Origin of the sequence: Falsigemmobacter faecalis (assembly GCF_003863335.1) — a bacterium.
GTDB lineage: Bacteria > Pseudomonadota > Alphaproteobacteria > Rhodobacterales > Rhodobacteraceae > Wagnerdoeblera > Wagnerdoeblera faecalis.
This window is the reverse complement of sequence record NZ_RRAZ01000004.1, coordinates 74,456-95,989: the sequence shown is the minus strand read 5'-3', so window position 1 is coordinate 95,989 and position 21,534 is coordinate 74,456. Positions and strand designations below refer to the sequence as shown.

Annotated in this window: 22 protein-coding genes, 1 other RNA gene and 1 pseudogene; 20 read left to right on the top strand and 4 right to left on the bottom strand. The window is 65.2% G+C overall.

All coding sequences use genetic code 11. From position 1 onward, the window contains the following. Positions 1-8: 8 nt before the first annotated feature. The 12 genes from EG244_RS03760 to rnpB all read left to right on the top strand — a co-directional run bounded on the left by EG244_RS03760 (position 9) and on the right by rnpB (position 9,972). Positions 9-332: a head-tail adaptor protein gene (locus tag EG244_RS03760; protein ID WP_233588907.1), complete on the top strand. Its 324-nt coding sequence runs from the start codon at positions 9-11 to the stop codon at positions 330-332. Next, complete coding sequence (locus EG244_RS03755; RefSeq protein ID WP_124963672.1) at positions 329-736, top strand: DUF3168 domain-containing protein; 408 nt, start codon at positions 329-331, stop codon at positions 734-736. The genes EG244_RS03760 and EG244_RS03755 overlap by 4 nt, the downstream gene beginning before the upstream one ends. 9 nt (positions 737-745) lie before the next feature. Next, positions 746-1,159 carry a phage major tail protein, TP901-1 family gene (locus EG244_RS03750; protein WP_124963671.1) on the top strand — a complete coding sequence of 138 codons (414 nt, stop codon included), beginning with the start codon at positions 746-748 and terminating at the stop codon, positions 1,157-1,159. Next, the gene (locus EG244_RS03745; protein WP_124963670.1) at positions 1,159-1,488 is read left to right on the top strand and encodes a gene transfer agent family protein; all 330 of its coding nucleotides are present in this window, start codon (positions 1,159-1,161) and stop codon (positions 1,486-1,488) included. The genes EG244_RS03750 and EG244_RS03745 overlap by 1 nt, the downstream gene beginning before the upstream one ends. After that, positions 1,469-1,741, top strand: coding sequence for a rcc01693 family protein (locus tag EG244_RS03740; RefSeq protein ID WP_124963669.1), 273 nt, complete (start codon positions 1,469-1,471; stop codon positions 1,739-1,741). Before EG244_RS03745 ends, EG244_RS03740 begins: the two co-directional genes overlap by 20 nt. Further along, on the top strand, positions 1,683-2,342 hold the full coding sequence (locus EG244_RS03735; protein WP_124963668.1) for a phage tail tape measure protein: 660 nt from the start codon (positions 1,683-1,685) through the stop codon (positions 2,340-2,342). The genes EG244_RS03740 and EG244_RS03735 overlap by 59 nt, the downstream gene beginning before the upstream one ends. Before the next feature lie 6 nt (positions 2,343-2,348). Then, complete coding sequence (locus tag EG244_RS03730) at positions 2,349-2,993, top strand: DUF2460 domain-containing protein (RefSeq protein ID WP_124963667.1); 645 nt, start codon at positions 2,349-2,351, stop codon at positions 2,991-2,993. After that, entirely contained in the window at positions 2,990-3,838 is an 849-nt protein-coding gene (locus EG244_RS03725) for a DUF2163 domain-containing protein (protein WP_124963666.1), read from the top strand. Before EG244_RS03730 ends, EG244_RS03725 begins: the two co-directional genes overlap by 4 nt. After that, positions 3,835-4,266, top strand: a complete 432-nt coding sequence (locus EG244_RS03720; RefSeq protein WP_124963760.1) for a C40 family peptidase — start codon at positions 3,835-3,837, stop codon at positions 4,264-4,266. Before EG244_RS03725 ends, EG244_RS03720 begins: the two co-directional genes overlap by 4 nt. Before the next feature lie 24 nt (positions 4,267-4,290). Beyond that, positions 4,291-8,181, top strand: coding sequence for a baseplate multidomain protein megatron (locus EG244_RS03715; RefSeq protein ID WP_124963665.1), 3,891 nt, complete (start codon positions 4,291-4,293; stop codon positions 8,179-8,181). A gap of 401 nt (positions 8,182-8,582) precedes the next feature. After that, entirely contained in the window at positions 8,583-9,392 is an 810-nt protein-coding gene (gene cysE / locus EG244_RS03710) for a serine O-acetyltransferase (RefSeq protein ID WP_124963664.1), read from the top strand. Between the two features lie 164 nt (positions 9,393-9,556). After that, positions 9,557-9,972: RNase P RNA component class A (gene rnpB / locus EG244_RS03705), an RNA gene on the top strand. A 64-nt stretch (positions 9,973-10,036) separates the two neighbouring features. On the opposite strand, the pseudogene EG244_RS21635 reads toward rnpB, so the two are convergent. Then, positions 10,037-10,186 (bottom strand): annotated as a pseudogene (locus EG244_RS21635) (thermonuclease family protein); the annotation flags it as partial. Between the two features lie 375 nt (positions 10,187-10,561). On the opposite strand from EG244_RS21635, the gene EG244_RS03700 reads away from it, so the two are divergent. After that, a complete protein-coding gene (locus EG244_RS03700) occupies positions 10,562-11,197 on the top strand; it encodes a DUF533 domain-containing protein (RefSeq protein ID WP_124963663.1) in 636 nt (211 codons plus the stop codon). 114 nt (positions 11,198-11,311) lie between these two features. Continuing rightward, the gene (gene rpmG, locus EG244_RS03695; protein ID WP_101752137.1) at positions 11,312-11,479 is read left to right on the top strand and encodes a 50S ribosomal protein L33; all 168 of its coding nucleotides are present in this window, start codon (positions 11,312-11,314) and stop codon (positions 11,477-11,479) included. Positions 11,480-11,903: 424 nt separating this feature from the next. Here the strand turns inward: rpmG and EG244_RS03685 are convergent, their stop codons facing one another. Together EG244_RS03685 and EG244_RS03680 are read right to left on the bottom strand one after the other, a co-directional pair. After that, positions 11,904-12,626: an NYN domain-containing protein gene (locus EG244_RS03685; protein WP_124963661.1), complete on the bottom strand. Its 723-nt coding sequence runs from the start codon at positions 12,624-12,626 to the stop codon at positions 11,904-11,906. 99 nt (positions 12,627-12,725) lie between these two features. Then, positions 12,726-14,108, bottom strand: coding sequence for a dipeptidase (locus tag EG244_RS03680; RefSeq protein ID WP_124963660.1), 1,383 nt, complete (start codon positions 14,106-14,108; stop codon positions 12,726-12,728). A 121-nt stretch (positions 14,109-14,229) separates the two neighbouring features. On the opposite strand from EG244_RS03680, the gene EG244_RS03675 reads away from it, so the two are divergent. The 4 genes from EG244_RS03675 (at position 14,230) to ispG (ending at position 18,584) form a co-directional block, all read left to right on the top strand. Then, positions 14,230-14,628, top strand: a complete 399-nt coding sequence (locus EG244_RS03675) for a hypothetical protein (RefSeq protein WP_124963659.1) — start codon at positions 14,230-14,232, stop codon at positions 14,626-14,628. Positions 14,629-14,785: 157 nt separating this feature from the next. Continuing rightward, a complete protein-coding gene (gene hemA, locus EG244_RS03670; RefSeq protein ID WP_124963658.1) occupies positions 14,786-16,015 on the top strand; it encodes a 5-aminolevulinate synthase in 1,230 nt (409 codons plus the stop codon). A gap of 121 nt (positions 16,016-16,136) precedes the next feature. Next, entirely contained in the window at positions 16,137-17,342 is a 1,206-nt protein-coding gene (locus tag EG244_RS03665) for a helix-turn-helix domain-containing protein (RefSeq protein ID WP_124963657.1), read from the top strand. A 90-nt stretch (positions 17,343-17,432) separates the two neighbouring features. Then, the gene (gene ispG / locus EG244_RS03660; protein ID WP_124963656.1) at positions 17,433-18,584 is read left to right on the top strand and encodes a flavodoxin-dependent (E)-4-hydroxy-3-methylbut-2-enyl-diphosphate synthase; all 1,152 of its coding nucleotides are present in this window, start codon (positions 17,433-17,435) and stop codon (positions 18,582-18,584) included. Positions 18,585-18,624: 40 nt separating this feature from the next. Here the strand turns inward: ispG and EG244_RS03655 are convergent, their stop codons facing one another. Continuing rightward, positions 18,625-19,686 (bottom strand): ACP S-malonyltransferase, encoded by a 1,062-nt coding sequence (locus tag EG244_RS03655; RefSeq protein WP_124963655.1) that lies wholly within the window; start codon positions 19,684-19,686, stop codon positions 18,625-18,627. 99 nt (positions 19,687-19,785) lie between these two features. Here EG244_RS03655 and EG244_RS03650 point away from each other — a divergent pair, with 99 nt between their 5' ends. Continuing rightward, entirely contained in the window at positions 19,786-20,283 is a 498-nt protein-coding gene (locus EG244_RS03650) for a methylated-DNA--[protein]-cysteine S-methyltransferase (protein WP_124963654.1), read from the top strand. 72 nt (positions 20,284-20,355) lie between these two features. Next, positions 20,356-21,510 (top strand): acyl-CoA dehydrogenase family protein, encoded by a 1,155-nt coding sequence (locus EG244_RS03645; RefSeq protein WP_124963653.1) that lies wholly within the window; start codon positions 20,356-20,358, stop codon positions 21,508-21,510. Positions 21,511-21,534 lie beyond the last annotated feature (24 nt).

Sequence of the window (21,534 nt, the reverse complement as noted above, 5' to 3'; positions counted from 1 at the left end):
CGCCGCGGTTGAGCCGCCGTCTGGCTCTGGAGGAGCTGCGCCTGACACCTGACGGGGCCGGGGGTCTGGGTCGGCTTTGGGAGGGGCTTGGGTATCTCTGGGCGGAGATCACCCCCTCGGGCGGGCGGCTGGAGCCGGGGGAGGGTGCTGCGCGGGGGGAAATCCCCGCGCGCATTCTGACCCGCGCCGCTTTGCCCGGCAGTCCGCAGCGCCCCGCACCGGGGCAGCGCTTTCGCGAGGGCGGGCGGGTCTGGTCCATTCTGGCGGTCGCTGAGGCGGGCAGTGATCCGCGCTATCTCATCTCGCATGTCAAAGAGGAGGTTCCGCTGTGAGCTATCAGGGGGGCGCTGCTTTGCAGGCCGGGCTTTATCTCTGTCTCAGCACCTGGCCCGGGCTGGAGGATGTGCTGATTGCCGATGCGGTGCCCGGGGGGACCGCGCCGGAGACCTGGGTTCTGATCGGCGCGGAGGAGGTGAGGGATGCCTCGGATGTGAGTTCTTCGGGGGCCGAGCACCGGCTGGAGCTCTCGGTCCTGAGCCGGGCGGCGGGGTTTCAGCAGGCCAAAGCGGTTGCGGCCGAGATCTCTCAGGCGCTGGGCGCAGGCGGGCTGTCGGTGGCGGGAAGCCGCGTCAGTGGCCTTTGGTTTCACCGCGCCCGGGCGCATCGCCTGCAGGGCGGCGCGCTCAGGCGCATTGATCTGACATTTCGGGTCCGGCTGGATCCGGTGACGGCATAGGGGGCGAAAATGGCGGTGCAGAACGGAAAAGATCTGCTGCTGAAGGTGGATCTGTCGGATGACGGTCAGTTTGAGACCGTGGCGGGTCTTCGGGCCACGCGGATCAGCTTTAATGCGGAAAGCGTGGATGTGACGAGCCTCGCCTCAGAGGGGGGCTGGCGCGAGCTTCTGGGCGGCGCGGGGATGAAATCGGCCTCGGTCTCGGGCTCGGGGGTGTTTCGCGATGCGGCCACCGATGAGCGGGTGCGGGCGATTTTCTTTGCCGGGGAGACGCCGGAGTATCAGGTGGTGATCCCGGATTTCGGCATTATCGCGGGGCGGTTTCAGATCACCGGGCTGGAGTATTCGGGCAGCCATAACGGAGAAGCGACCTGGCAGATCTCGCTGGCCTCGGCGGCTGCGCTGAGCTTCACGGCGATCTGATGGCCAATCCTTTTGCCGGAGAGGTGGCGCTGGTCGTCAATGGCGAGGCTTTTGCCTGCCGTCTGACTCTCGGCAGTCTGCAGGGGCTGGACCGGGGCGAGGGGCTGATCGCGCTGATTGCCCGTTTTGAGGAGGGCCGCTTTGGCGCCGGCGATGTGCTGGCGGTGCTGTTGGCCGGGCTGCGTGGTGCGGGCTGGCAGGGGTCTGCCGGGGATCTGGGTGCGGCAGAGATCGGCGGCGGTCTGGCAGAGGCTTTGCGGGTTGCGGGGCTTTTGCTGGCGCGGGCCTTCAGCCTGCCGGAGGGCGCGGATGAGCGGGCTTCGCTTTGACTGGGCGGGGCTTTTACGCGCGGGGCTGGCCCCGCTGTCGCAGGGCGGCGCGGGTCTGCACCCGCAGGCGTTCTGGCAGCTGACGCCGCTGGAGCTGCGTCTGATGCTGGGGCGCGGCGCGGGGGCCATGGCGCTGACGCGCGCGGGGCTGGCGGCGCTGATGGCAGATTATCCCGATACAAAGGAGAGAGGCGATGCAGGACCGGGAGAGCCTGAGTGCAGAACTGGAGCGGCTGGAGATCGCGCTGAGTGAAGCGCGCAGCGCCACCACGGGCTTTGAGGGCGATCTGAAGCGGCTGAATGAGGGCATGGTCTTCAGCGGACGTGAGGTGGCGCAGCTGTCCTCGGGGCTTGGCGCGGGGCTGAGGCGGGCCTTTGAGGGACTGGTCTTTGATGGCGCAAAGCTTAGCGATGTGCTGCGCGGGCTGGGGCAATCGGTCAGCCAGACGGTGTATAACACCGCCATGCGGCCGGTCACCCAGGCGGCGGGCCAGGGGCTTGGCGCGGTGCTGAATGGGGTGATGTCGGGGATCATGCCCTTTGCCGATGGTGCCCCCTTCAGCCAGGGGCGGGTGATGCCCTTTGCCGAGGGCGGCATCGTCAGCGGCCCGGTGCGTTTTCCGATGCGCGGCGGGCTGACCGGGCTGATGGGCGAGGCCGGGCCCGAGGCGATCCTGCCGCTGGCCCGCGGCCCCGACGGGCGGCTTGGGGTGCAGGCCGGTGGCGGTGGCGGGCGTCCGGTGCAGGTGGTGATGAATGTCTCCACCCCCGATCTGCCGTCTTTTCAACGCTCTCAGAGCCAGCTTGCCGCCCGGATGGGGCGGATGCTCGCGCTGGGGCAGCGCAACGGATAGGATGCCATGTCAGAGCAGCGGAATTTTCATGAGGTCCGGTTTCCGGCGAGCCTCAGCTTCGGCTCGGTCGGCGGGCCGGAGCGGCGCACCGAGATCGTCACCCTGGCCAATGGCTTTGAGGAGCGCAATTCGCCCTGGGCGCAGTCACGCCGTCGCTATGATGCGGGGCTGGGGCTGCGCTCGCTGGATGATGTGGCCGAACTGGTGGCGTTCTTTGAGGCGCGGGCGGGGCAGCTTTACGGGTTTCGCTGGAAGGACTGGGCGGATTTCAAATCCTGCGCGCCCTCAGCCAGTGTCTCGCCGCTCGATCAGCTTTTGGGCGCGGGCGACGGGGCGCGGCGGGTGTTTGCTTTGCGCAAGGTCTATGCTTCGGGCGCTCAGGCGCATTGGCGCGGGGTGAGCAAACCTGTGCGCGGCACGCTGCAGCTGGCGCTGGCGGCAAAGCCCATGCGCGAGGGGATTGAATGGCAGGCGGATTACGACAGCGGTCTGATCACCTTTGAAGATCCGGTGCCCGAGGGGGCGGAGGTGCGGGCGGGCTTTGAGTTTGACGTGCCGGTGCGCTTTGATACCGATGTCATTCAGGTCTCGGTCGCCTCGTTTCAGGCGGGGGATCTGCCGATGGTTCCGGTGGTGGAGATCCGGCTGTGAGCGGGCTCAGGGCGCATCTGGAGGGCGGCTGCACCACGCTGTCGCGCTGCTGGAAGATCACCCGCAGTGACGGGCGGGTGCTGGGCTTCACCGATCATGACTTTGATCTGGAGTTTGCGGGCTGTCGCTATGAGGCTTCCTCGGGGCTGACGGCGCGGGCCCTGAGCCGCACCACGGGGCTTTCTGCGGACAACAGCGAGGCGCTGGGGGCGCTGCAGTCAGCGGCGCTCTCAGAGGTTGATCTGCGGGCGGGGCGCTATGATGGCGCGCGGGTCGAGGTGCTGTTGGTGAACTGGGCGGATGTCCGCGCGCGTCAGCTGCTTTTTGCGGGAACGCTGGGCGAGATTTCCCGCGCGGAGGGGGCCTTTCGGGCGGAGCTGCGCGGGCTCAGTGAGGCGCTGGGTCAGGTGCAGGACCGCATCTATCAGCGCTCCTGCACCGCCGCTTTGGGCGATGCGCTTTGCCGGGTGGATCTGAGCAACCCCGCGTATCGCCTGGAGCTGGAGGCCGGAGAGATCCGCGAGGGGCGGATTTTTCGCTTTGATGCCCAAGGCTTTGAGGATCGCTGGTTTGAGCGCGGTGTTCTGCGGGTGCTGAGCGGCGCGGGGGCGGGGCTCTCGGGGATGATCCGCAACGACCGCCAGTCCGGCCCTGCGCGGGAAGTGGAGCTTTGGGATCGCCTCGCGGCTGAGATTGCGCCCGGCGACCGGCTGGAACTGACGGCGGGCTGTGACCGGCAGGCGGCGAGCTGTCGGGGGAAATTCGGGAATTTTCTTAATTTCCGCGGCTTTCCGCATCTGCCCTCAGAGGATTGGCTGACCGCGGTGCCGGGGCGGCAGATATGAGCGGCGCGGCGGTGGTGGCCGAGGCGCGGCTCTGGCTTGGCACGCCCTATCTGCATCAGGCCTCAAAGCGCGGCGTGGGCTGCGATTGTCTGGGCCTTTTGCGCGGCGTCTGGCGCGGGCTGCGAGGGGCTGAGCCCTGCGTGGTGCCGCGTTACAGCGCGGATTGGGCGGAAGCGGCACGGCGCGAGGTGCTGATGGCGGCGGCGGAGGCTTATCTTACCCCGCTGCCACCAGAGGCGCCGCCCGAGCCGGGAGAGGTGCTTTTGTTTCGGATGTTCGACGGCGCGATTGCCAAACATCTGGGCTTTCGCGGGCGCACCGGCGCGGCGGGCAGTTTTATTCACGCCTATAGCGGGCATGGAGTGGTGGAATCCGCCCTGACACCGCCCTGGGCGCGGCGGATTGTCGGGCGTTACCGACTGATCTGACAGGTTTTTCTGAAAGGAACGGGAATGGCGACGCTGGTACTCTCGGCCGCGGGGGCGGCGATCGGTTCGGGCTTTGGCGGCACGGTGATGGGGCTTTCGGGGGCGGTCATCGGGCGGGCTGCGGGGGCCACGCTCGGGCGGATGATCGACACGCGGCTGGCGGGGCGCGGCTCGCAGCTGGTCGAGCGCGGGCGGATCGAGCGGTTCCGGCTGACGGGGGCGGGCGAGGGCCAGAGCATGGCGCGCGTCTGGGGGCGCGTGCGTCTGGGGGGGCATGTGATCTGGGCCTCGCCCTTTGAAGAGATCGTCAGCTCGGAGGTGCAGCGCGGCGGCAAGGGCGGCGGCGGGCGGGGGGACACGCGGATCGACAGCTACAGCTATCGGGTCTCGCTGGCGCTTGGGCTTTGTGAGGGAGAGATCCTGCGGGTGGGCCGGGTCTGGGCCGACGGTGAAGAGATCGGGCCGGACCGTCTGGCGCTCAGGGTCTGCACCGGCTCAGAGGGGCAGATGCCGGACCCGAAGATTGAGGCCGTGGAGGGGGCAGGGATGGTCCCTGCCTTTCGCGGGCTTGCTTATGTGGTGATTGAGGATCTGGATCTGTCGCCCTTTGGCAACCGCGTGCCGCAGTTCTCCTTTGAGGTGGTGCGCAAAGCGGCTGCGGGGCCTGCGGGGGTGCAGGATCTGACGCGGGCTGTGGCGATGATCCCGGGCTGCGGGGAATATGCGCTTTCCACAACGCCGGTGCATTACGACTATGGCCAGGGTCATGCGGTGACGGCCAATGTCCACAGCCCCGGCGGGCGCAGCGATCTGGTGGTCTCGCTGGAGCAGCTGGGCGGAGAGCTGCCCGAGTGCCGTGCGGTCTCGCTGGTGGTCAGCTGGTTCGGCTCGGACCTGCGCTGCGGGCTTTGTGAGATCGCGCCAAAGGTCGAGCAAAAGGCGGTCGATGGTGCGGGCCAGCCCTGGGAGGCGGGCGGGCAGACCCGCGCCGGGGCGGCGCTTATTGCGACCAAAGACGACCGCCCGGTCTATGGTGGCACCCCCTCTGACCAGAGCGTCCGGGAGGCCATTCAGGCTTTGCGCGCCAGGGGGCAGGCGGTGATGTTTTATCCCTTCCTTTTGATGGAGCAGCAGGAAGGCAACGGGCTGAGTGATCCCTGGACGGGGGCCGCGGATCAGCCCGCCATGCCCTGGCGGGGGCGGATCACCCTGTCCGTCGCCCCCGGTCGCGATGGCAGCCCCGATGGCACCGAAGCCGCAGAGGCTGAGGTGGCGGCTTTCATGGGTAACGCGCAACCTGCGGATTTCACGGTTGAAAACGGCCGGGTGCTCTATAGCGGCGATCCGGCGGACCGCGGCTATCGCCGCTTTGTGCTGCATTATGCCTGTCTTTGCCAGGCGGCGGGCGGGGTGGAGGCTTTCTGCATCGGATCCGAGCTGCGCGGGCTGACGCAGATCCGCGGGGCGGGGGACAGCTTTCCCATGGTCGCCTCTTTGCGGGGGCTTCTGGGGGAGCTGCGTGGGATCCTGGGGCCGGAGTGCAGGCTCTCTTATGCGGCCGACTGGTCGGAATATGGCGGCTATACCGCGCCGGACGGCGGGCGGTATTTCCACCTCGACCCGCTCTGGGCGGATGAGAACTGCGATTTCATTGGCATCGACAATTACATGCCGCTCTCGGACTGGCGCGACGGTGAGGACCATGCTGACGCCGCCTGGGGATCGGCTCTGAACCCGGCCTATCTGGCGGGTAATGTGGCCGGGGGCGAGGGGTTTGACTGGTATTACGCCAGCGAGGCCGATGCCCTCGCCGGTCGGCGCAGGCCGATCACCGATGGTGAGGGAGAGCCCTGGATCTGGCGTTATAAGGATTTGAAATCCTGGTGGGAGAACCGCCATTTTGACCGCCCCGGCGGAGTGCGGTCCGGAGAGCCGACGCCTTGGGTGCCGGGCTCAAAGCCCTTTTGGTTTACGGAGCTGGGCGTGGCTGCGATTGATCGCGGGGGAAATCAGCCGAACCTTTTTCTCGATCCGAAATCCTCAGAATCGGCGCTGCCGCGCTTTTCAACGGGTCGGCGCGAAGAGGCGATGCAGACCGCCTATCTGCGCGCCATGGCCGCGCATTGGGGCGATCCTGCAAACAACCCGCAGGCCAGTGCCTATCCGGGCCGGATGGTGGATATGGCGCGGGCCTTTGTCTGGGCCTGGGATGCGCGGCCCTGGCCCTGGTTTCCGGGCCGCAGCGATATCTGGAGTGATGGCGATAACCATGCGCGCGGGCATTGGCTGAACGGGCGGGCCTCGCATCAGCCGCTGGCGGCGGTGGTGGCTGAGATCTGCACCCGGGCCGGGCTGCAGGCGGATGTCTCGCGGCTTTACCAGGTGGTTCAGGGCTATGTCCTGGTTCAGGGCGCGAGCGGGCGGGCGGCGCTGCAGGATCTGATGCTGGCCTATGGCTTTGACGCGGTGGAGCGCGGGGGGCGGCTGGTCTTTTTGCCGCGCAGCGGGCGGCTGAGCGAAGAGATCGGTCCGGACGTGATCGCGCTTGATCCCGAAAGCAGCAGTGGCCCCGAGCTGACGCGCCAGCCGGATGCGGAGCTGCCCGCAGAGGTGCGGCTGGGCTATCTGGGCGGCGAGGGGGATTTCGCGGCGGCCTCAGAGACCGCGACGCGGCCTGACCGGGCGCGGGTGGGCGGCGCTTATTATGAGCTGCCGCTGGCGCTGACGCGCGGCGAGGCGCGGGCGGTGGCAGAGCGCTGGCTCTCAGAGGCGGAGGTGGCGCAGGATGTGCTGCGCCTGACGCTGCCGCCCTCAAAGCTGCATCTGGGGCCGGGGGATGTGATCGGTTTTGGTGCGGCGGGGCGCTTCCGCATTGACCGCATGGAGTATGCGGGCGCGCTGTCTGTTGAGGCGGTGCGGGTCGATCCCGGCGTCTCGCTGCCCTCGGATTTCGCGGAGCCGGTGCGGCGTCTTCCGACCCTGCTGCCGCAGCTTCCGGTCTGGGGGATGTTTCTCGATCTGCCGCTTTTGCGCGGCGATGAGGATCCGCAGTTGCCGCATCTGGCGGTGACAGCCAGTCCCTGGGCGGGGCCTGCGGGGCTGTGGGAAAGCGACCGTGATGACGGCTATCGGCTTAGCCATATTGCGCTGCGGCCGGCCACCATGGGGGTGACGCTGACGCCGCTGCCGCGGGCGGCCTCGGGGCTTTGGGACCGCGGGCCTGCGCTGCGGCTGCGGCTGACGCGCGGGGCGCTGGCCTCGGAAAGCGGAGCGCGGGTGCTGGGCGGGGCGAATGCGCTGGCGATCGGGGATGGCGCGCCGGGATCCTGGGAGATTTTGCAGTTTGCGACAGCCGAGCCGATGGGCGGCGGGGAATGGGAGATCTCGCAGCGGCTGCGCGGTCAGGCGGGCAGTGATGCGCGGATGCCCGAGGTCTGGCCCGTGGGCTCTGTGGTGGTGCTGCTGACCGAGGCGGTGGCGCAGCCTGACCTGTCGCCAGGGTTGCGGGGGTTGCTGCGGCATTACCGCCTGGCGCCTCTGGTGGCGGGTTACGCCAGCCCGGTCGCAGGCCACCGGATCGAGCGATTTGAGGGCATGGGTCTGCGACCCCCTGCGCCGGTGCATCTGAAGGTGCGGGCTTTCGCCGGGGGGCGGCGGTTCAGCTGGATCCGCCGGGGCCGGATCGCTGCGGACAGCTGGGAGGGGGAGATCCCCCTGGGCGAGCAGCGTGAGATCTATGAGGTCCGCATTCTGGCGGGAGAGGATGTGCTTTATGAGGCCCGCACAGAGGGGCCGGTCTTTGATCTGAGCGATGCGCGGGTGGCGGAGCTGGGGATCAGCGGTCCCTGGCGTTTCACCGTGGCGCAGCTTTCCGATCTGGCCGGGCGCGGCGATGAGGCCGGGCTGGCGCTGTAGGGTAAGCCAGGGCGGCCGCGATGTGCCTGCTGTTTCGCGGCTGTCTTTGGGGCGGATTTTCAGGTGCTACTGACAGGGAGCGGGGCTGGTTCAGGGGGAAGCCGGGGGATTTGTCCCGGGCGGGCGGCGGTCAGGTCTTCATTCGCAGGTGAGATTTTCCTGTGGCCCGGGGAGAAGGCAGCCGCCCTCTCACAGACGGATGCGTGAGGCGGTCAGGCCGTCCTGAGGTCTGGTTGTTTCGGTGGGGTGTCAGGGAAAATTTTCGCCTCTGGCCCTTGTTTTGCGACCCAAAAAGGCTTTTCTCCGGTATCCGCAGAGGGAACAATTGCCGCAGCCGCCCCTGGCGCGGCTTCTTTCCCTCTGCGGGATCTGTTAAACGGGGCCATCCAAAGGAGCCTGCCATGTCTGAGACCAAGGTCCGTCTTGCCACTCTTGACCCGGTCTGGGATCGCCTTTGTGAGGAGGCGCGTGAGGCCGTTCGGCAGGAGCCGAGGCTTGGCGGGCTGATCCATGGCGGTATTTTGCATCACAGCAGTTTTCAGGGCGCGCTGGCTTACCGTTTCGCGCTGAAACTCGCCTCGGGTGAGATGAGCGAGCAGATCCTGCGCGAGGTGGCCGATGAGGCCTATGCGGCGGACCGCGAACTGGCCCAGGCGGCGCGGGCGGATCTGGTGGCGGTTTACGAGCGCGATCCGGCCTGCCACCGCTTTATCCAGCCGCTTTTGTTTTTCAAAGGGTTTCAGGCGCTGCAATGCTACCGCGTGGCGCATTGGCTGTGGAGCGTGGGGCGGACGGATCTGGCTTATTTTGTGCAGATGCGCGTCTCTGAGGTCTTTGGGGTGGATATCCACCCGGCGGCGCGTGTCGGGCGCGGGATTATGATTGATCACGCCCATTCCATTGTGATCGGTGAGACCGCAGTGGTCGGCGACAATGTCTCGATGCTGCATTCGGTGACGCTGGGGGGCACGGGCAAGTCGGATGGCGACCGTCATCCGAAGATTGCGGATGGCGTTCTGCTGGGGGCCGGGGCGAGCATTCTGGGGAATATCTCGGTCGGGCACTGCTCCCGCGTGGCGGCAGGCTCTGTGGTTCTGGCGGATGTGCCGGCCTGCACCACGGTGGCGGGTGTGCCTGCGAAGGTCGTGGGGGAGGCGGGCTGTGCGCAGCCCTCAGCGATGATGGATCAGCTGTTGAAGCCTGCGGTCTGAGGCCGCCGCGGGTTTTCCTGGCAGCGGCAGGACGTGCGGGAGAGCGCCGGGGAGGGCTGCCTGCCCTCCCCGGACCCCGCCCGGGAGTATTTCAGAAAAGCCAAAGCGAATTTCGCGGTGCTGCGGTTGACGCGGGCTTTGGGGGGGCGTATGCCCCCTCTCGCGCGGAAGGCCGGATGACCGCGTGTGGCTGCGGGTCCCGTGAGGGAAACTGCGTCACACGAGGAAAGTCCGGACTCCATGAAGTAAGGGTGCCGGGTAACGCCCGGCGGGGGTAACCCCAGGGAAAGCGCCACAGAGAACGAGACCGCCCTGCTTGCAGGGTAAGGGTGAAACGGTGGGGTAAGAGCCCACCGCGGACCGGGCAACCGGGACGGCACGGCAAGCCCCACCCGGAGCAATGCCGAATAGGGACCTCGCGCGGGCCAGGGTCGGGCAACCGAGACCGCCGCAGGGACACTTCAGCCCGAGAGGTCCGGGTTGGCAGCTAAAGCCCGTCAGTAATGGCGGGACAAGAGGAATGGTCATCCAGAGGGGGCAACCCCTTGGACAGAATCCGGCTTACAGGCCTTCCGCGCAAATCTTCTTTTTCTGCAGACAGATCCGGGGCTGAGGCCCCGTTTATTTGCGCGTCCGGCGGCGCGGGCTTCCTGTTCAGAGCGGAACCAGCGCGCGCCATGAGCGGTGCTGATGCGGGTGTGGTCATGATAGTGACTGTCCGGCAGATGGCAGATCCGCTCATCCGGAGTGTTGATCCTGCCTTTGATCACGCAGCCATTGCGGCTTTGAGTCATGGCCTCAGGGGGCGGTAGTATCAGAGCCCCTGCGATAAGGGCAAAAGCCGGTGTTGTCCGTCTTACTGTCAGAACATCCTGCGGGCGGCAGTTCTGCATGGAGGGTGGAGCTTCTGGCTGGCAGTAACGATTGGTTAATCTTTGGCCGAAGGTGCCGGCTTTTGCAGGGAGGCTTTGGCGCTGCGGGGCCTTGCTGGCGGTGGTTCCGGCGATGGGGGGGATTTCGCCATCCGCTGCCCGGTCACAGAGTTTTTGCATGACAGCGCGGGATCGCCCGTTAAGCTCGGGCGTTGAGGGAACCCGTTGCGGGTGCTTCCGGTTGAGTGTCCGTCAGTGCAACCCGGCTGCGCCGGATCTTTTGAGAGGATTGCCATTATGAGTTTCGTCCGCACGCTTGCCACGCTGGCCCTGGGTGTTGCTGCTGTCAAAGGCTACGGCAAAGTGAAACAGGCCGGGGGCTTGGGCGCAGTGCAGGATGCGCTGAAGAAGAACCCGCAGACCGCTGGTCTGGCCGAACAGGCCGAGCAGGTGCTGGGTCGTCTGGGCGCAGGTGCGGGTGGCATTGTCGGCACCCTGACCGGGATGGGCGCTGCTGCCGCTTCAGGTATGACGGGGATGATCGACCAGATCACCGGCACTTCCGTGGCCACGGAAACCGCTGAGGCCAATGCGCGGCTGATGATCCGGGCGATGATCCAGGCAGCCCGGGCGGACGGCGTTATCGACGATGAAGAGCGCGCGGTGATTATGGATCACCTGAAAGAGGCCTCGGCCGAAGAACGCGCCTTTGTCGAAGAGCAGATGTCGGCACCGGTCGATGCGCTGGCGCTGGCGCGGGATGCCTCGGATGCGGTGAAGACCCAGGTCTATTCGGCCGCGGCCATGACGGTCCGCACCGATGGTCCTTCGGAGACGCAGTTTCTGGCTTCGCTTGCGCGCGGCATGGGACTGGATGCCGCAACCGTCGCGGGCATCCATCTTTCTTTGGGAAAAGCGGCACCGAAAGCCTGATTTATCCACAGAGCCCGCTTGACTCTGTCCCGGTGAAAGGGCAAAGGCAGGGTTCAGAATTTGCGGGTATCGCGCGCCTTGAGCGGCGGCTGACCGCTTGAAGGAGACACGACTATGGCGAAGCCGACCACGATCAAAATCCGCCTCAACTCTTCGGCGGGCACCGGCCACTTCTATGTGACCAAGAAAAACGCACGTACGATGACTGAGAAAATGACGGTCAACAAGTACGACCCGGTTGTGCGCAAGCACGTCGAGTACAAAGAAGGCAAAATCAAGTAAGCTGAGGCTTGCAGATTTTGAGCGAAAGCCGTCCTTTGGGGCGGCTTTTTGCATTTTCGGGCACGGCGTTACCGGGCAGACCGGGGCGGGTGCGGGATGCTTCACAATGAGCGCACGAAGCTTCTGGCCAATGCGCCTGATCGCGCGTCCACCGCCTGCTTCACGGCGGGAATCGCCACGCCGCTGGCAGGGTATATCTGCAATATCTCAAATTTGAGGGAGAACCTATCGGTCTGGCTGATGTTCATCGCAGCTTTGGGTTGGTGTACAGCCTGTTTTGCCCTGCATTATCTGGCAAGACGCGTCCCTGGAGGGGGGAGATGAGCGGATTTATCCTCGCCTTTGTCGTTATGCCCGCCTTTGTGGTGGCCGCAGGCTATGTGGCCTTGCGCCTGCATGAGCGCTCGGCCCCGAAGCGGGATCATTATCCGGCAGAGTGAGCCGCGTTCGGCAGAGGCTTCGATGTCAGCCTGACGACCGCTTCGGCTCCTTTCGGGGAGACGAAGTAGAGTTTTGGCCGACTTTGCAGATAGCTCCGCCAATCCGTCTCTGACAGATCTTTTGGGGTTATGTCATAGGTTGCCCGCATGAGGCCGCAAAAAGCACCATAGGTCATCTCGCCTGGCCCCTGAGGACTTTCCTGGATGAGCCGGTGTATCTGGCTGTCGAGCAGTGAGAGTTGTGGGGTCGCCGCAACTTTCTTCGGCTTAGGTGCCTGAGGCGGCGCAGTTACGGTGACGGCTGGTGCTATGGGCTTCATTTCGAGGAATTTGGAACAGGCAGCTCTGTAAACGGCAGGGGCCTTTGCCTCACCGATGCCCACCACCTTCGCGCCATATTCCCGCAGGCGGGTGGCGAGATGCGTGAAATCGCCATCCGAGCTTGCGATCAGGAAGGTCATGACATTTTTCGTCAGGCAGAGATCCACCGCATCAAGCGCCATGAGAATATCGGCGGCATTCTTCCCGGCGCCTGAGTGGACCAGCCGATAGCCCGGGGTGCTGGCCCAGCCATTGGCTTTCGTCGCGTCCGTATAGACCCGGCAGGCGATCAACTGCCCCTCGGTATTGGCTGCCTTCAGGATATCGGCGGCGTATTTCGCGCTGATATTATCGCCATCGGTCATCACGCAGATTTTCTGGATCATCCTGTCTCCTCCTGCGGAGAGGATTAAGGATGATTGCGACCGAATCCGGGCATTCCTCTGGCATCTGGTGAAAAGGCCCCGCTTTCGCGGGGCCTTTCTTCATTTTGCAGCCAGTTTGTCGAGGATCCGCGCCCAGGAGCGGGTGCCTTTGTGGAAGCTCTCGAGGTCGTATTTCTCATTCGGCGAGTGGATCTGGTCGTCGTCGCGGCCAAAGCCGATCAGCATGGCATCCATACCAAGCCAGGTTTTGAAATAGCCCGCGATCGGGATTGAGCCACCGGCGCCGGTATAGGCGGCGGGGATCTGCCATTCCTCAGTCAGGGCCTGCAGCGACTTCTCAAAAGCCGGGTCAGTGATGGTCATCACCGAGGCCGGGCTGCTGGAATGGTCGTGGAACTCGACCTCAACATCTGCGGGCAGGCGGGCCTGGACATGGGCGCGGAAGGCCTCGCGCAGTTTCACCGGATCCTGCTGACCGACCAGGCGGAAGCTGATCTTGGCATGGGCCTCAGCCGGCAGCACGGTTTTGAAACCTGCGCCGGTATAGCCGCCCCAGATGCCGTTCACTTCGCAGGTCGGGCGCGACCAGATCATCTCAAGAGGCGTGCGGTCCTGTTCGCCCGCCGGGCGCGAGAGGCCGACATCGCCGAGGAAGCGCGAGTGATCAAAGCCAAGGCCCTGCCATTGCTGGCGAAGTTCTTCCGAAAGCTCGGGCACATCGTCGTAGAAGCCTTCAATGGTGATGCGGCCCTGATCGTCATGCAGGCTGTCGATGATATCGGCCAGAACCCGGATCGGGTTCATCGCCACACCGCCGTAAGACCCCGAGTGCAGATCGCGGCTGGCGGCTTTGATCGTCAGCTCTTCGCCCAGCAGCCCGCGCAGCATGGTGGTGATCGAGGGCACACGGCCATCGTAAAGCCCGGTGTCGCAGATCACCGCCAGATCGGCTTTCAGCTCTTCCGCGTTCTCTTTGAGGAAGGGAATGAGCGAGGGCGAGCCTGATTCTTCCTCGCCTTCGAGGAAGACCGTGACGGTCAGCGGCAGACTGCCATGTTCGGCAATCCAGGCGCGGAAGGCCTCTACAAAGGTCATCAGCTGGCCTTTGTCATCGGCGGTGCCGCGACCGCGGATCACTTTTTTGTCGCCGAGATCTTCGATCTGCGGATCGAAGGGGTCATTGTCCCACAGCTCCAGCGGATCGACCGGCTGCACGTCATAATGGCCGTAGAACAGCAGATGCGGCGCACCCTCGGGGCCTTTGTATTTCGCCACCACCATCGGGTGACCCGGCGTCGGGCGCTTGGAGGCCTCAAAGCCCATGGAGGCGAGATCGGCGACCAGCCAGTCGGCGGTGCGGTCGCAATCGGCCTTAAAGGCCGGATCGGTGGAAATTGAGGGGATGCGCAGCAGATCTTTCAGCCGCTCAAGGGCTTCGGGCAGATCGGCGTCAATCCGGTCGAGGACGGGTGCGAGGGTCATCTCAGCCTCCTTCGGGGGTCTCTTGGATGGCGGCAGGCTAGACCGCTGCGCAGGGGCTGTCCATGCGGCGGCGAAGACGGTAAGATTGGCGTCTGTTATCTTTTCCCGGAGCTTAGCCGAGATGAAACCGCTTGTTGCTGCCCTGGCGCTTGGCCTTGTGACCCTTTCCCCTCTGCAGGCGCAGGAAGTGCGCGGCAAGGCCTACCGCCTTGGCGCACAGACCGTCACGGTCTATGACCACGCCTTTCTGAGCGACGAGGAAAAGACCACGCTGCAAATGGTGGCAACCAATGAGCAGGCGCTGGCGTTGTTCGTGACCAAGCCCGGGCGCTATTCGGCCATGGCGGTCTCGCCCGATGACGGATTTATCCGCGGCGGACAACCCGCGGCCTCAGCGGCGGCGCTCTCGGATCTGGAGACCCGCGATGCGGCGCGCGCGGCGGCACTTCGGGAGTGTAATGCGGCCCGGAAGGGCAAAAAAGACTGCCTTCTGGTGCTGGAAGTGGCCCCGTCATCCTAAGGGCCTGGTTGACCCTCAGGGCAAAGCGGACTAGCGGAAGAGGGCGCGGAGTGGCAATATGTCCAGGTCCCGCTTGAAATAATTTGATTAAGGTCAAGGCCGAAGCCCGGCAAACACGGCAAAGAGCCCGTGTCGCAGGAAGCCACGGAGTCGATAGATGGACTATAACAGCGCTCTGGATACCGCCCTCAACCGTCTGCACGAAGAGGGCCGTTACCGCACTTTCATCGATCTGGAGCGCAGGAAGGGTCACTACCCGCATGCCGTCTGGCGCCGTCCCGATGGGGCAGAGCAGGCTGTCACTGTCTGGTGTGGCAATGACTATCTCGGCATGGGGCAGCACCCGGCGGTTCTCACGGCGATGCATGAGGCGCTGGATGCCACCGGCGCAGGCTCGGGCGGCACGCGCAACATCTCGGGCACTACTGTCTATCACAAGCGCCTTGAAGCTGAGATCGCCGATCTGCACCGCAAAGAAGCGGCGCTGGTGTTTTCCTCGGCCTATATCGCCAATGATGCGACGCTTTCGACCCTGCGGCTGCTGTTTCCGGGGCTCATCATCTATTCCGATGCGCTGAACCATGCCTCGATGATCGAAGGCGTGCGTCGCGGTGGCGGTGAAAAGCGCATCTGGCGTCACAATGATCTCGCGCATCTGCGCCAGCTGCTGGAAGCCGATGATCCGGCCGCGCCGAAGCTGATCGCTTTTGAATCGGTCTATTCGATGGACGGCGATTTCGGCCCGATCAAAGAGGTCTGCGATCTGGCAGAAGAGTTTAACGCGCTGACCTATCTCGACGAAGTGCATGCCGTTGGCATGTACGGCCCGCGCGGCGCCGGTGTGGCGGAACGCGACAACCAGATGCACCGCGTGGATATGATCAACGCGACGCTCGGCAAGGCCTTTGGCGTCTTTGGCGGCTATATCGCGGCCTCGGAAAAAATGGTCGATGCGATCCGTTCTTATGCGCCGGGTTTCATCTTCACCACCTCGCTGCCGCCGGTCGTGGCGGCCGGGGCTGCGGCCTCAATCGCCTTTCTGAAAGGTGACGGCGGCGTGAAGCTTCGTGAAGAGCACCAGACCCAGGCGAAAATCCTGAAGCTGCGTCTGCGCGGTCTGGGCCTGCCGATCATTGATCATGGCAGCCATATCGTGCCGGTTCACGTCGGCGATCCGGTGCATTGCAAGATGCTCTCGGACATGCTGCTGGAGCGTTTTGGCGTTTACGTTCAGCCGATTAATTACCCCACCGTGCCGCGCGGGACCGAGCGTCTGCGCTTTACCCCCTCGCCGGTGCATGGCGCGAAAGAGATCGATTCGCTGATTCGCGCGATGGATTCGCTCTGGTCACACTGTGCGCTGAATCGCGCCGAAGCTTCGGCCTGAGATCAATTCTCCGAGTGCAGTCTTTACAGGGCTGTGTTAGAAAAGCCTCACATGTTCACGAAAGCCGACTCGCGGCGAAGCTATGATCGCGGGCGGCAGAATACCGGATGGGGCAGGCCGTATGATCTGGCGGAAGGTGAAACCTTCTTCGCAACCTGAGCAGCAGCCGAAGGGCTTTGATGCCTATGACCTTCGGCTGGGCGACCTTATGCGCGGTGAACGCGCCACGATGGGGAAGTCGCTGCTCGATGTTCAGCGTGAACTGAAGATCAAAGCCACCGTTATCGCCGCCATTGAAAACGCCGATGTCTCGGTCTTTGAGACTCCGGGTTTCGTGGCGGGCTATGTGCGGTCCTATGCGCGCTATCTGGGCATGGACCCGGATGCGGCTTACCGTCAGTTCTGCACGGAAGCGAATTTCAGCCCTATTCCCAAAACCTTAGGGGGCAGCAGCCCTGCGGCGCGGCCGCGTCAGGCCCGTCCGCGCCCGACCGGGCTGGAGGCGCTTGGCCATCCGGATGCGCTTTTTGTGCCCCGTGGCCCCAGCTGGACCAGCCGGATTGAGCCGGGGGCCGCAGGCTCGGTGCTGGTGCTGCTGGCGCTGATCGGCGGCATTGGCTACGGCGGCTGGTCGGTGCTGCGCGAAGTGCAGCGCGTGCATGTCGCCCCGGTTGAGCAGTCTCCTGAAGTCGTGGTCTCGGTTGATCCGCTGGGCGATGTCACCCCGGGTGCCATTTTGCAGGTCGCTGATTCGGATCCGGTGGCTCAGGCCCCGACTGCTGAGGCTCTGGGCCGGCTTTACCGCCCCCAGGCGCTGGAGGTGCCGCAGCTTGTCTCGCGCGATGGCCCCATCGCCGCCATCATCACCGAGCGGGCAGAGGCCCTGGCGCAAAATCAGGCCCCGACCGCCGGGACCCCGGCGGAAGTTCTGGAAAGCACCCCGGTCAAAGTGCTGGCAGAGGCTGCGCCTGCGGTTGAGATCATCGCCGTAAAGCCCGCCTGGATGCGCGTCAGAGCCGCGGACGGCACCGTGCTTTTTGAACAGATCCTCGATACCGGCAAAAGCTATGTCGTGCCGCAGTCCGATGCGCCGCCGACCCTGCGGGCGGGCAACTCGGGCGCGGTCTACTTCATGGTGAAGGGCAAGGCCTATGGTCCGGCCGCTGCCGGGGCGCAGGTTGTGAGCAATCTCGCGCTCTCGCCCGAAAAGCTTGAGGGCAGCTTCGCTGAGGTCGATCTGACCGCCAAACCCGACGTCGCCCGCGTGGTTGAGCTGGTGCAGGAGCGCTATCTGACGCCCGGTGGCGCGGCTGAAACCGCTGAGTAACCCCTGATAAGCCCTCTGTGACCGGCCGCGGCCTTGTCTGACAGGGCGCCCGGGGCTATGTCACGGGCGCAGCCTGCAACGGAGCCGCCGATGTCTCTCAACCCCGTCCGCCCCTGGCGCAATATTGAGCGCCGTAAATCCCGTCAGATCCGGGTGGGTAAAGTTCTGGTCGGGGGCGATGCGCCGATTTCCGTCCAGACGATGACCAATACCATCACCTCTGACGTGAAGGCGACGATCGAGCAGATCCAGCGCGCGGCCGCTGCGGGTGCCGATATCGTGCGGGTCTCGACCCCCGATGTGGCCTCGACCAAGGCGCTGCGCGAGATCTGTGCCGAAAGCCCGGTGCCGATCGTGGCGGATATCCATTTCCACTACAAACGCGCCATTGAGGCCGCTGAGGCGGGGGCCGCCTGCCTGCGCATCAACCCGGGCAATATCGGCGATGCGAGCCGGGTGCGCGAGGTGGTTCAGGCCGCCAAGGACCACGGCTGCTCGATCCGTATCGGGGTGAACGCGGGTTCTCTGGAGAAGCATCTCCTTGATAAATATGGCGAACCCTGCCCGGATGCGATGGTGGAATCGGGGCTCGAACATATCCGCCTGCTCGAAGACAACGACTTCCGCGAGTATAAAATCTCGGTCAAAGCCTCGGATGTGTTCATGGCTGCCGCCGCTTATCAGCAGCTGGCCGATGCCACCGATGCGCCGATTCATCTTGGGATTACTGAGGCCGGGGGCCTGGTTTCCGGCACCGTGAAATCGGCGATTGGTCTGGGCACTCTTTTGTGGATGGGGATTGGCGATACGATCCGCGTCTCGCTTTCGGCGGATCCGGTCGAAGAGGTGAAGGTCGGCTTTGAGATCCTGAAATCTCTGGGTCTGCGCCACCGCGGCGTGACCATTATTTCCTGCCCCTCCTGCGCGCGTCAGGGCTTTGACGTCATCAAAACCGTCTCGACGCTGGAAGAGCGTCTGGCCCATGTCACCACCTCCATGAGCCTTTCGATCATCGGCTGCGTGGTCAATGGCCCGGGGGAGGCGCTGATGACCGACATCGGCTTTACCGGCGGCGGCGCGGGCAGCGGGATGGTTTATCTCGCCGGACGCCAAAGCCACAAGCTGTCCAATGAGGCGATGGTGGATCACATCGTCGGCCAGGTTGAGAAAAAGGCCGCTGAACTTGAGGCCGCAAAAGAAGCCGAAGAGGCCGAAGAGGCCGCCGCAAACGCAGCCGGGTAAGATCCCTGAAAAGCCCGCAGCGCCGCTGCGGGCTTTGTCTTTACCGCCAGCCGCGCCGCTGTGGCGGGGGTCTCAGAAGCTTCAAAACCCCCTGCATCAGCCAGCCTGCCACCAGGCTTAAAAGCCCGGTGATCCCGGCCCAGAGTGCTGCAAAGGCTGCAATTGCAGTGTCTGAAAGCCGCAGGGTGGCGCGAAAGATCCGCGATTTTCCAAGGACTTCCAGCCGGGACGTGGTCTTCGCCTTCGCCACATCCGAGACCCGCGCCAGCCGCGCCGCATCCTCTGCCGTCTCCACATGGCGCAGCACCAGCAGCGTCTCAGCCGCCGAGGTATTGCCCGCGATCCGACCGATATCCGCAGCCATATCCGTCACCCGGGTCAGCCTTGCGGCATCGGTGATCTCATCCAGCGGTGCGCCGCGCAGCACGGCGGACCAGCGGATCGGCAGATCGCCAAGGCCGCTGATCATCCGCGCCACACCCGGCGTCAGACTGCCCAGCCGCTTTGCGCCGCGCAGGGCCGTGGCTCCGGCCTTCACAAGCGCCGATCCGCCGCCCGTCACCAAAAGAGCCGAGGTCGCCGCCAGCCCCACCAGCGCGAGCCCGGTTTCCAGCTGATCCACCTCCTGGCCCGCGAGCGCATTGGCCCCCTGACGGCGCAGGGCGTTCAGATCGCCCAAGGGGGTCATCTCCACCGGCAGCGCGCAAAAGGCGATCTCAGAGAGGCTGGCACAGGCGCGGATATCCCAGGCGCAGACCGCGCAGTCCTTTGCCCCCGCCATCACCCCCTCGCGCGACGCGCGCAGCGCCTCAATCTCAAGGTTCACGTCCGGGGGCAGGGCGATGGCCTCCTCCTCCGCCAGATCCGCAAGCCAGAGGGCGCGGAACGCGTCGTCTGCCGCGAGGGCGCTGCGGATGCGGGCTGCGGCTTCCTCAGGGGTGAAACTGCGCTGAAAAGCGGCCTCAATCGCGCGGCCGGCACTTTCTGCGCTGCGCTCAACCAGGGCGGCTGTCAGGGGTTGCTGCGACCAGCCCCAAAGGGCGGTGGCCAGGCCCGCGCCGAAAAGGGTGATCCGGGAACCGATATAGAGAGCCTGTCGCATGCTCTTATAGATCCCAGGCAGGGGGGCCAGGGCAAGCCCGATTGCGCGAGGGGCCTGGCTTTGACAGAGTGGTGCGACTGCGGGGGAAAGAGGTCTCACATGCCAAAGCACTGGACGCGCATTGCCACCCCCATCGGGGATCTGCTGGCCGTTGCGGGCGAAGAGGGCCTCTGCGAGCTGCAGTTCGCCAGCGGAAAAACCGCGCGCGGCCCGCAGCCGGACTGGCGCGCGGAGGCCTCGGGCTTTGAGGCTTTGCGCGCGCAGCTTGCCGCCTATTTCGCCGGAGAGCTGCGCAGCTTTGATCTGCCGCTGGCACCAGAGGGGACGGCGTTTCAGCACCGCGTCTGGGCGCTTTTGCGCGCGATCCCCTGGGGGCAGACCCGCAGTTACAGCGATCTGGCCCGTGATCTGGGCCAGCCCGGTGCCGCGCGGGCGGTGGGGGCTGCTAACGGCCGCAACCCTTTGCCGATTCTGGTGCCCTGCCACCGGGTGATCGGCGGCAATGGCAGCCTGACGGGCTTTGCCGGCGGTATTGAGGTCAAAAGGCAGCTTCTGGTCCTGGAGGGCGTCATAAGCGGCGATCTGGCGCTCGGCTGAACCTGCCTGCGATTGCAAGACCCTCCGCCCTGGCGGAAACTGGCGCAGAACTGCGAGGGGCAGGGAGGGGATATGAGCTATAAGTTACTGTGCCATCCGGAGGGGATGGTGAATGAAGATCGGGTGAAGGCGGCCCGCGATTTTGCTGAGGGCGAACTCAGCCGTTTGGGTGAGGCCTGGGACCGTGGCACCGCCTCGCCCGAGGCGGCGCTGCGCCGGATCATCCCGCTGGTGGCGCCGATCCTCGTGCCGCAGGCGCTTGGCGGGCATGGCGAAAGTGTCGCCACGCTGCTGCGCTGCTATGAGGAACTGGCGCGGCGCGACATCGGTTTCACCTGTGCGCTGGCGGTGCATACGGCAGTGACCATTGCCACCTCGCTCTCGCCCAATGCCGCTTTGCGTGACCGCATCCTGCCGGGCCTGATGAGCGGCGAAAGCATCGGGGCTTTCCTGCTGACAGAGCCGCAGACCGGCACCGATGCGACCGCCATCACCTGCGCGGCCACGCCGGTGGCGGGCGGCTACCGCCTCAGCGGTGAGAAGGCCTGGGTGACCAATGGCAAATGGGCCGATGTCTTCGCGACCTTCTGTCAGACCGAGGCTGGCAGCGGCGCAAAGGGGATCAATGCGGTGATCCTGCGCCGCGATATGGCGGGGCTTTCTACCTCTGATCCGCTGGATCTGACCGGCAATATGGCCATGGGCACCACGGATGCGCGCTTTCAGGATATCGCGCTGTCTGACGAGGATGTGGCCTTTGCCACCGGCACCGCCTTTCGCGCGGCGATGTATGGCATTGATGTGGCCCGTCTTGGCGTGGCGGCCATGTGCAATGGCGCGCTGGCCGGGGCGCTGGATGTGGCGATTTCTTATGCGGCCGGGCGGCAGACCTTTGGCCGTGCGGTGATCGAGCATCAGGCGATGGGATTTACCCTCGCGGATGTGGCCACCGGGCTGGAGGCCAGCCGCGCGCTGACCTTTCAGGCGGCACGCCCCTTTGAGAGCGGCCAGCCCGTGGCGGCGCTGACGGCCCATGCCAAGAAATACGCCTGCCGCACCGCCTTTGAGGGGATCAGCCAGGCCATGCGCGCGCTTGGGGCCAATGCGCTGAAACGGGGCAGCAGCCTGCCGCGGCAGCTCAATGGTGTGCGGGTGACTGAATGTATGGATGGCACCGGAGAGGTGCAGAATATCGTCATCAGCCGCGCATTGCGCGCCGGGCTGTAACCTCCCGACCGCCGGGCGCAGGGC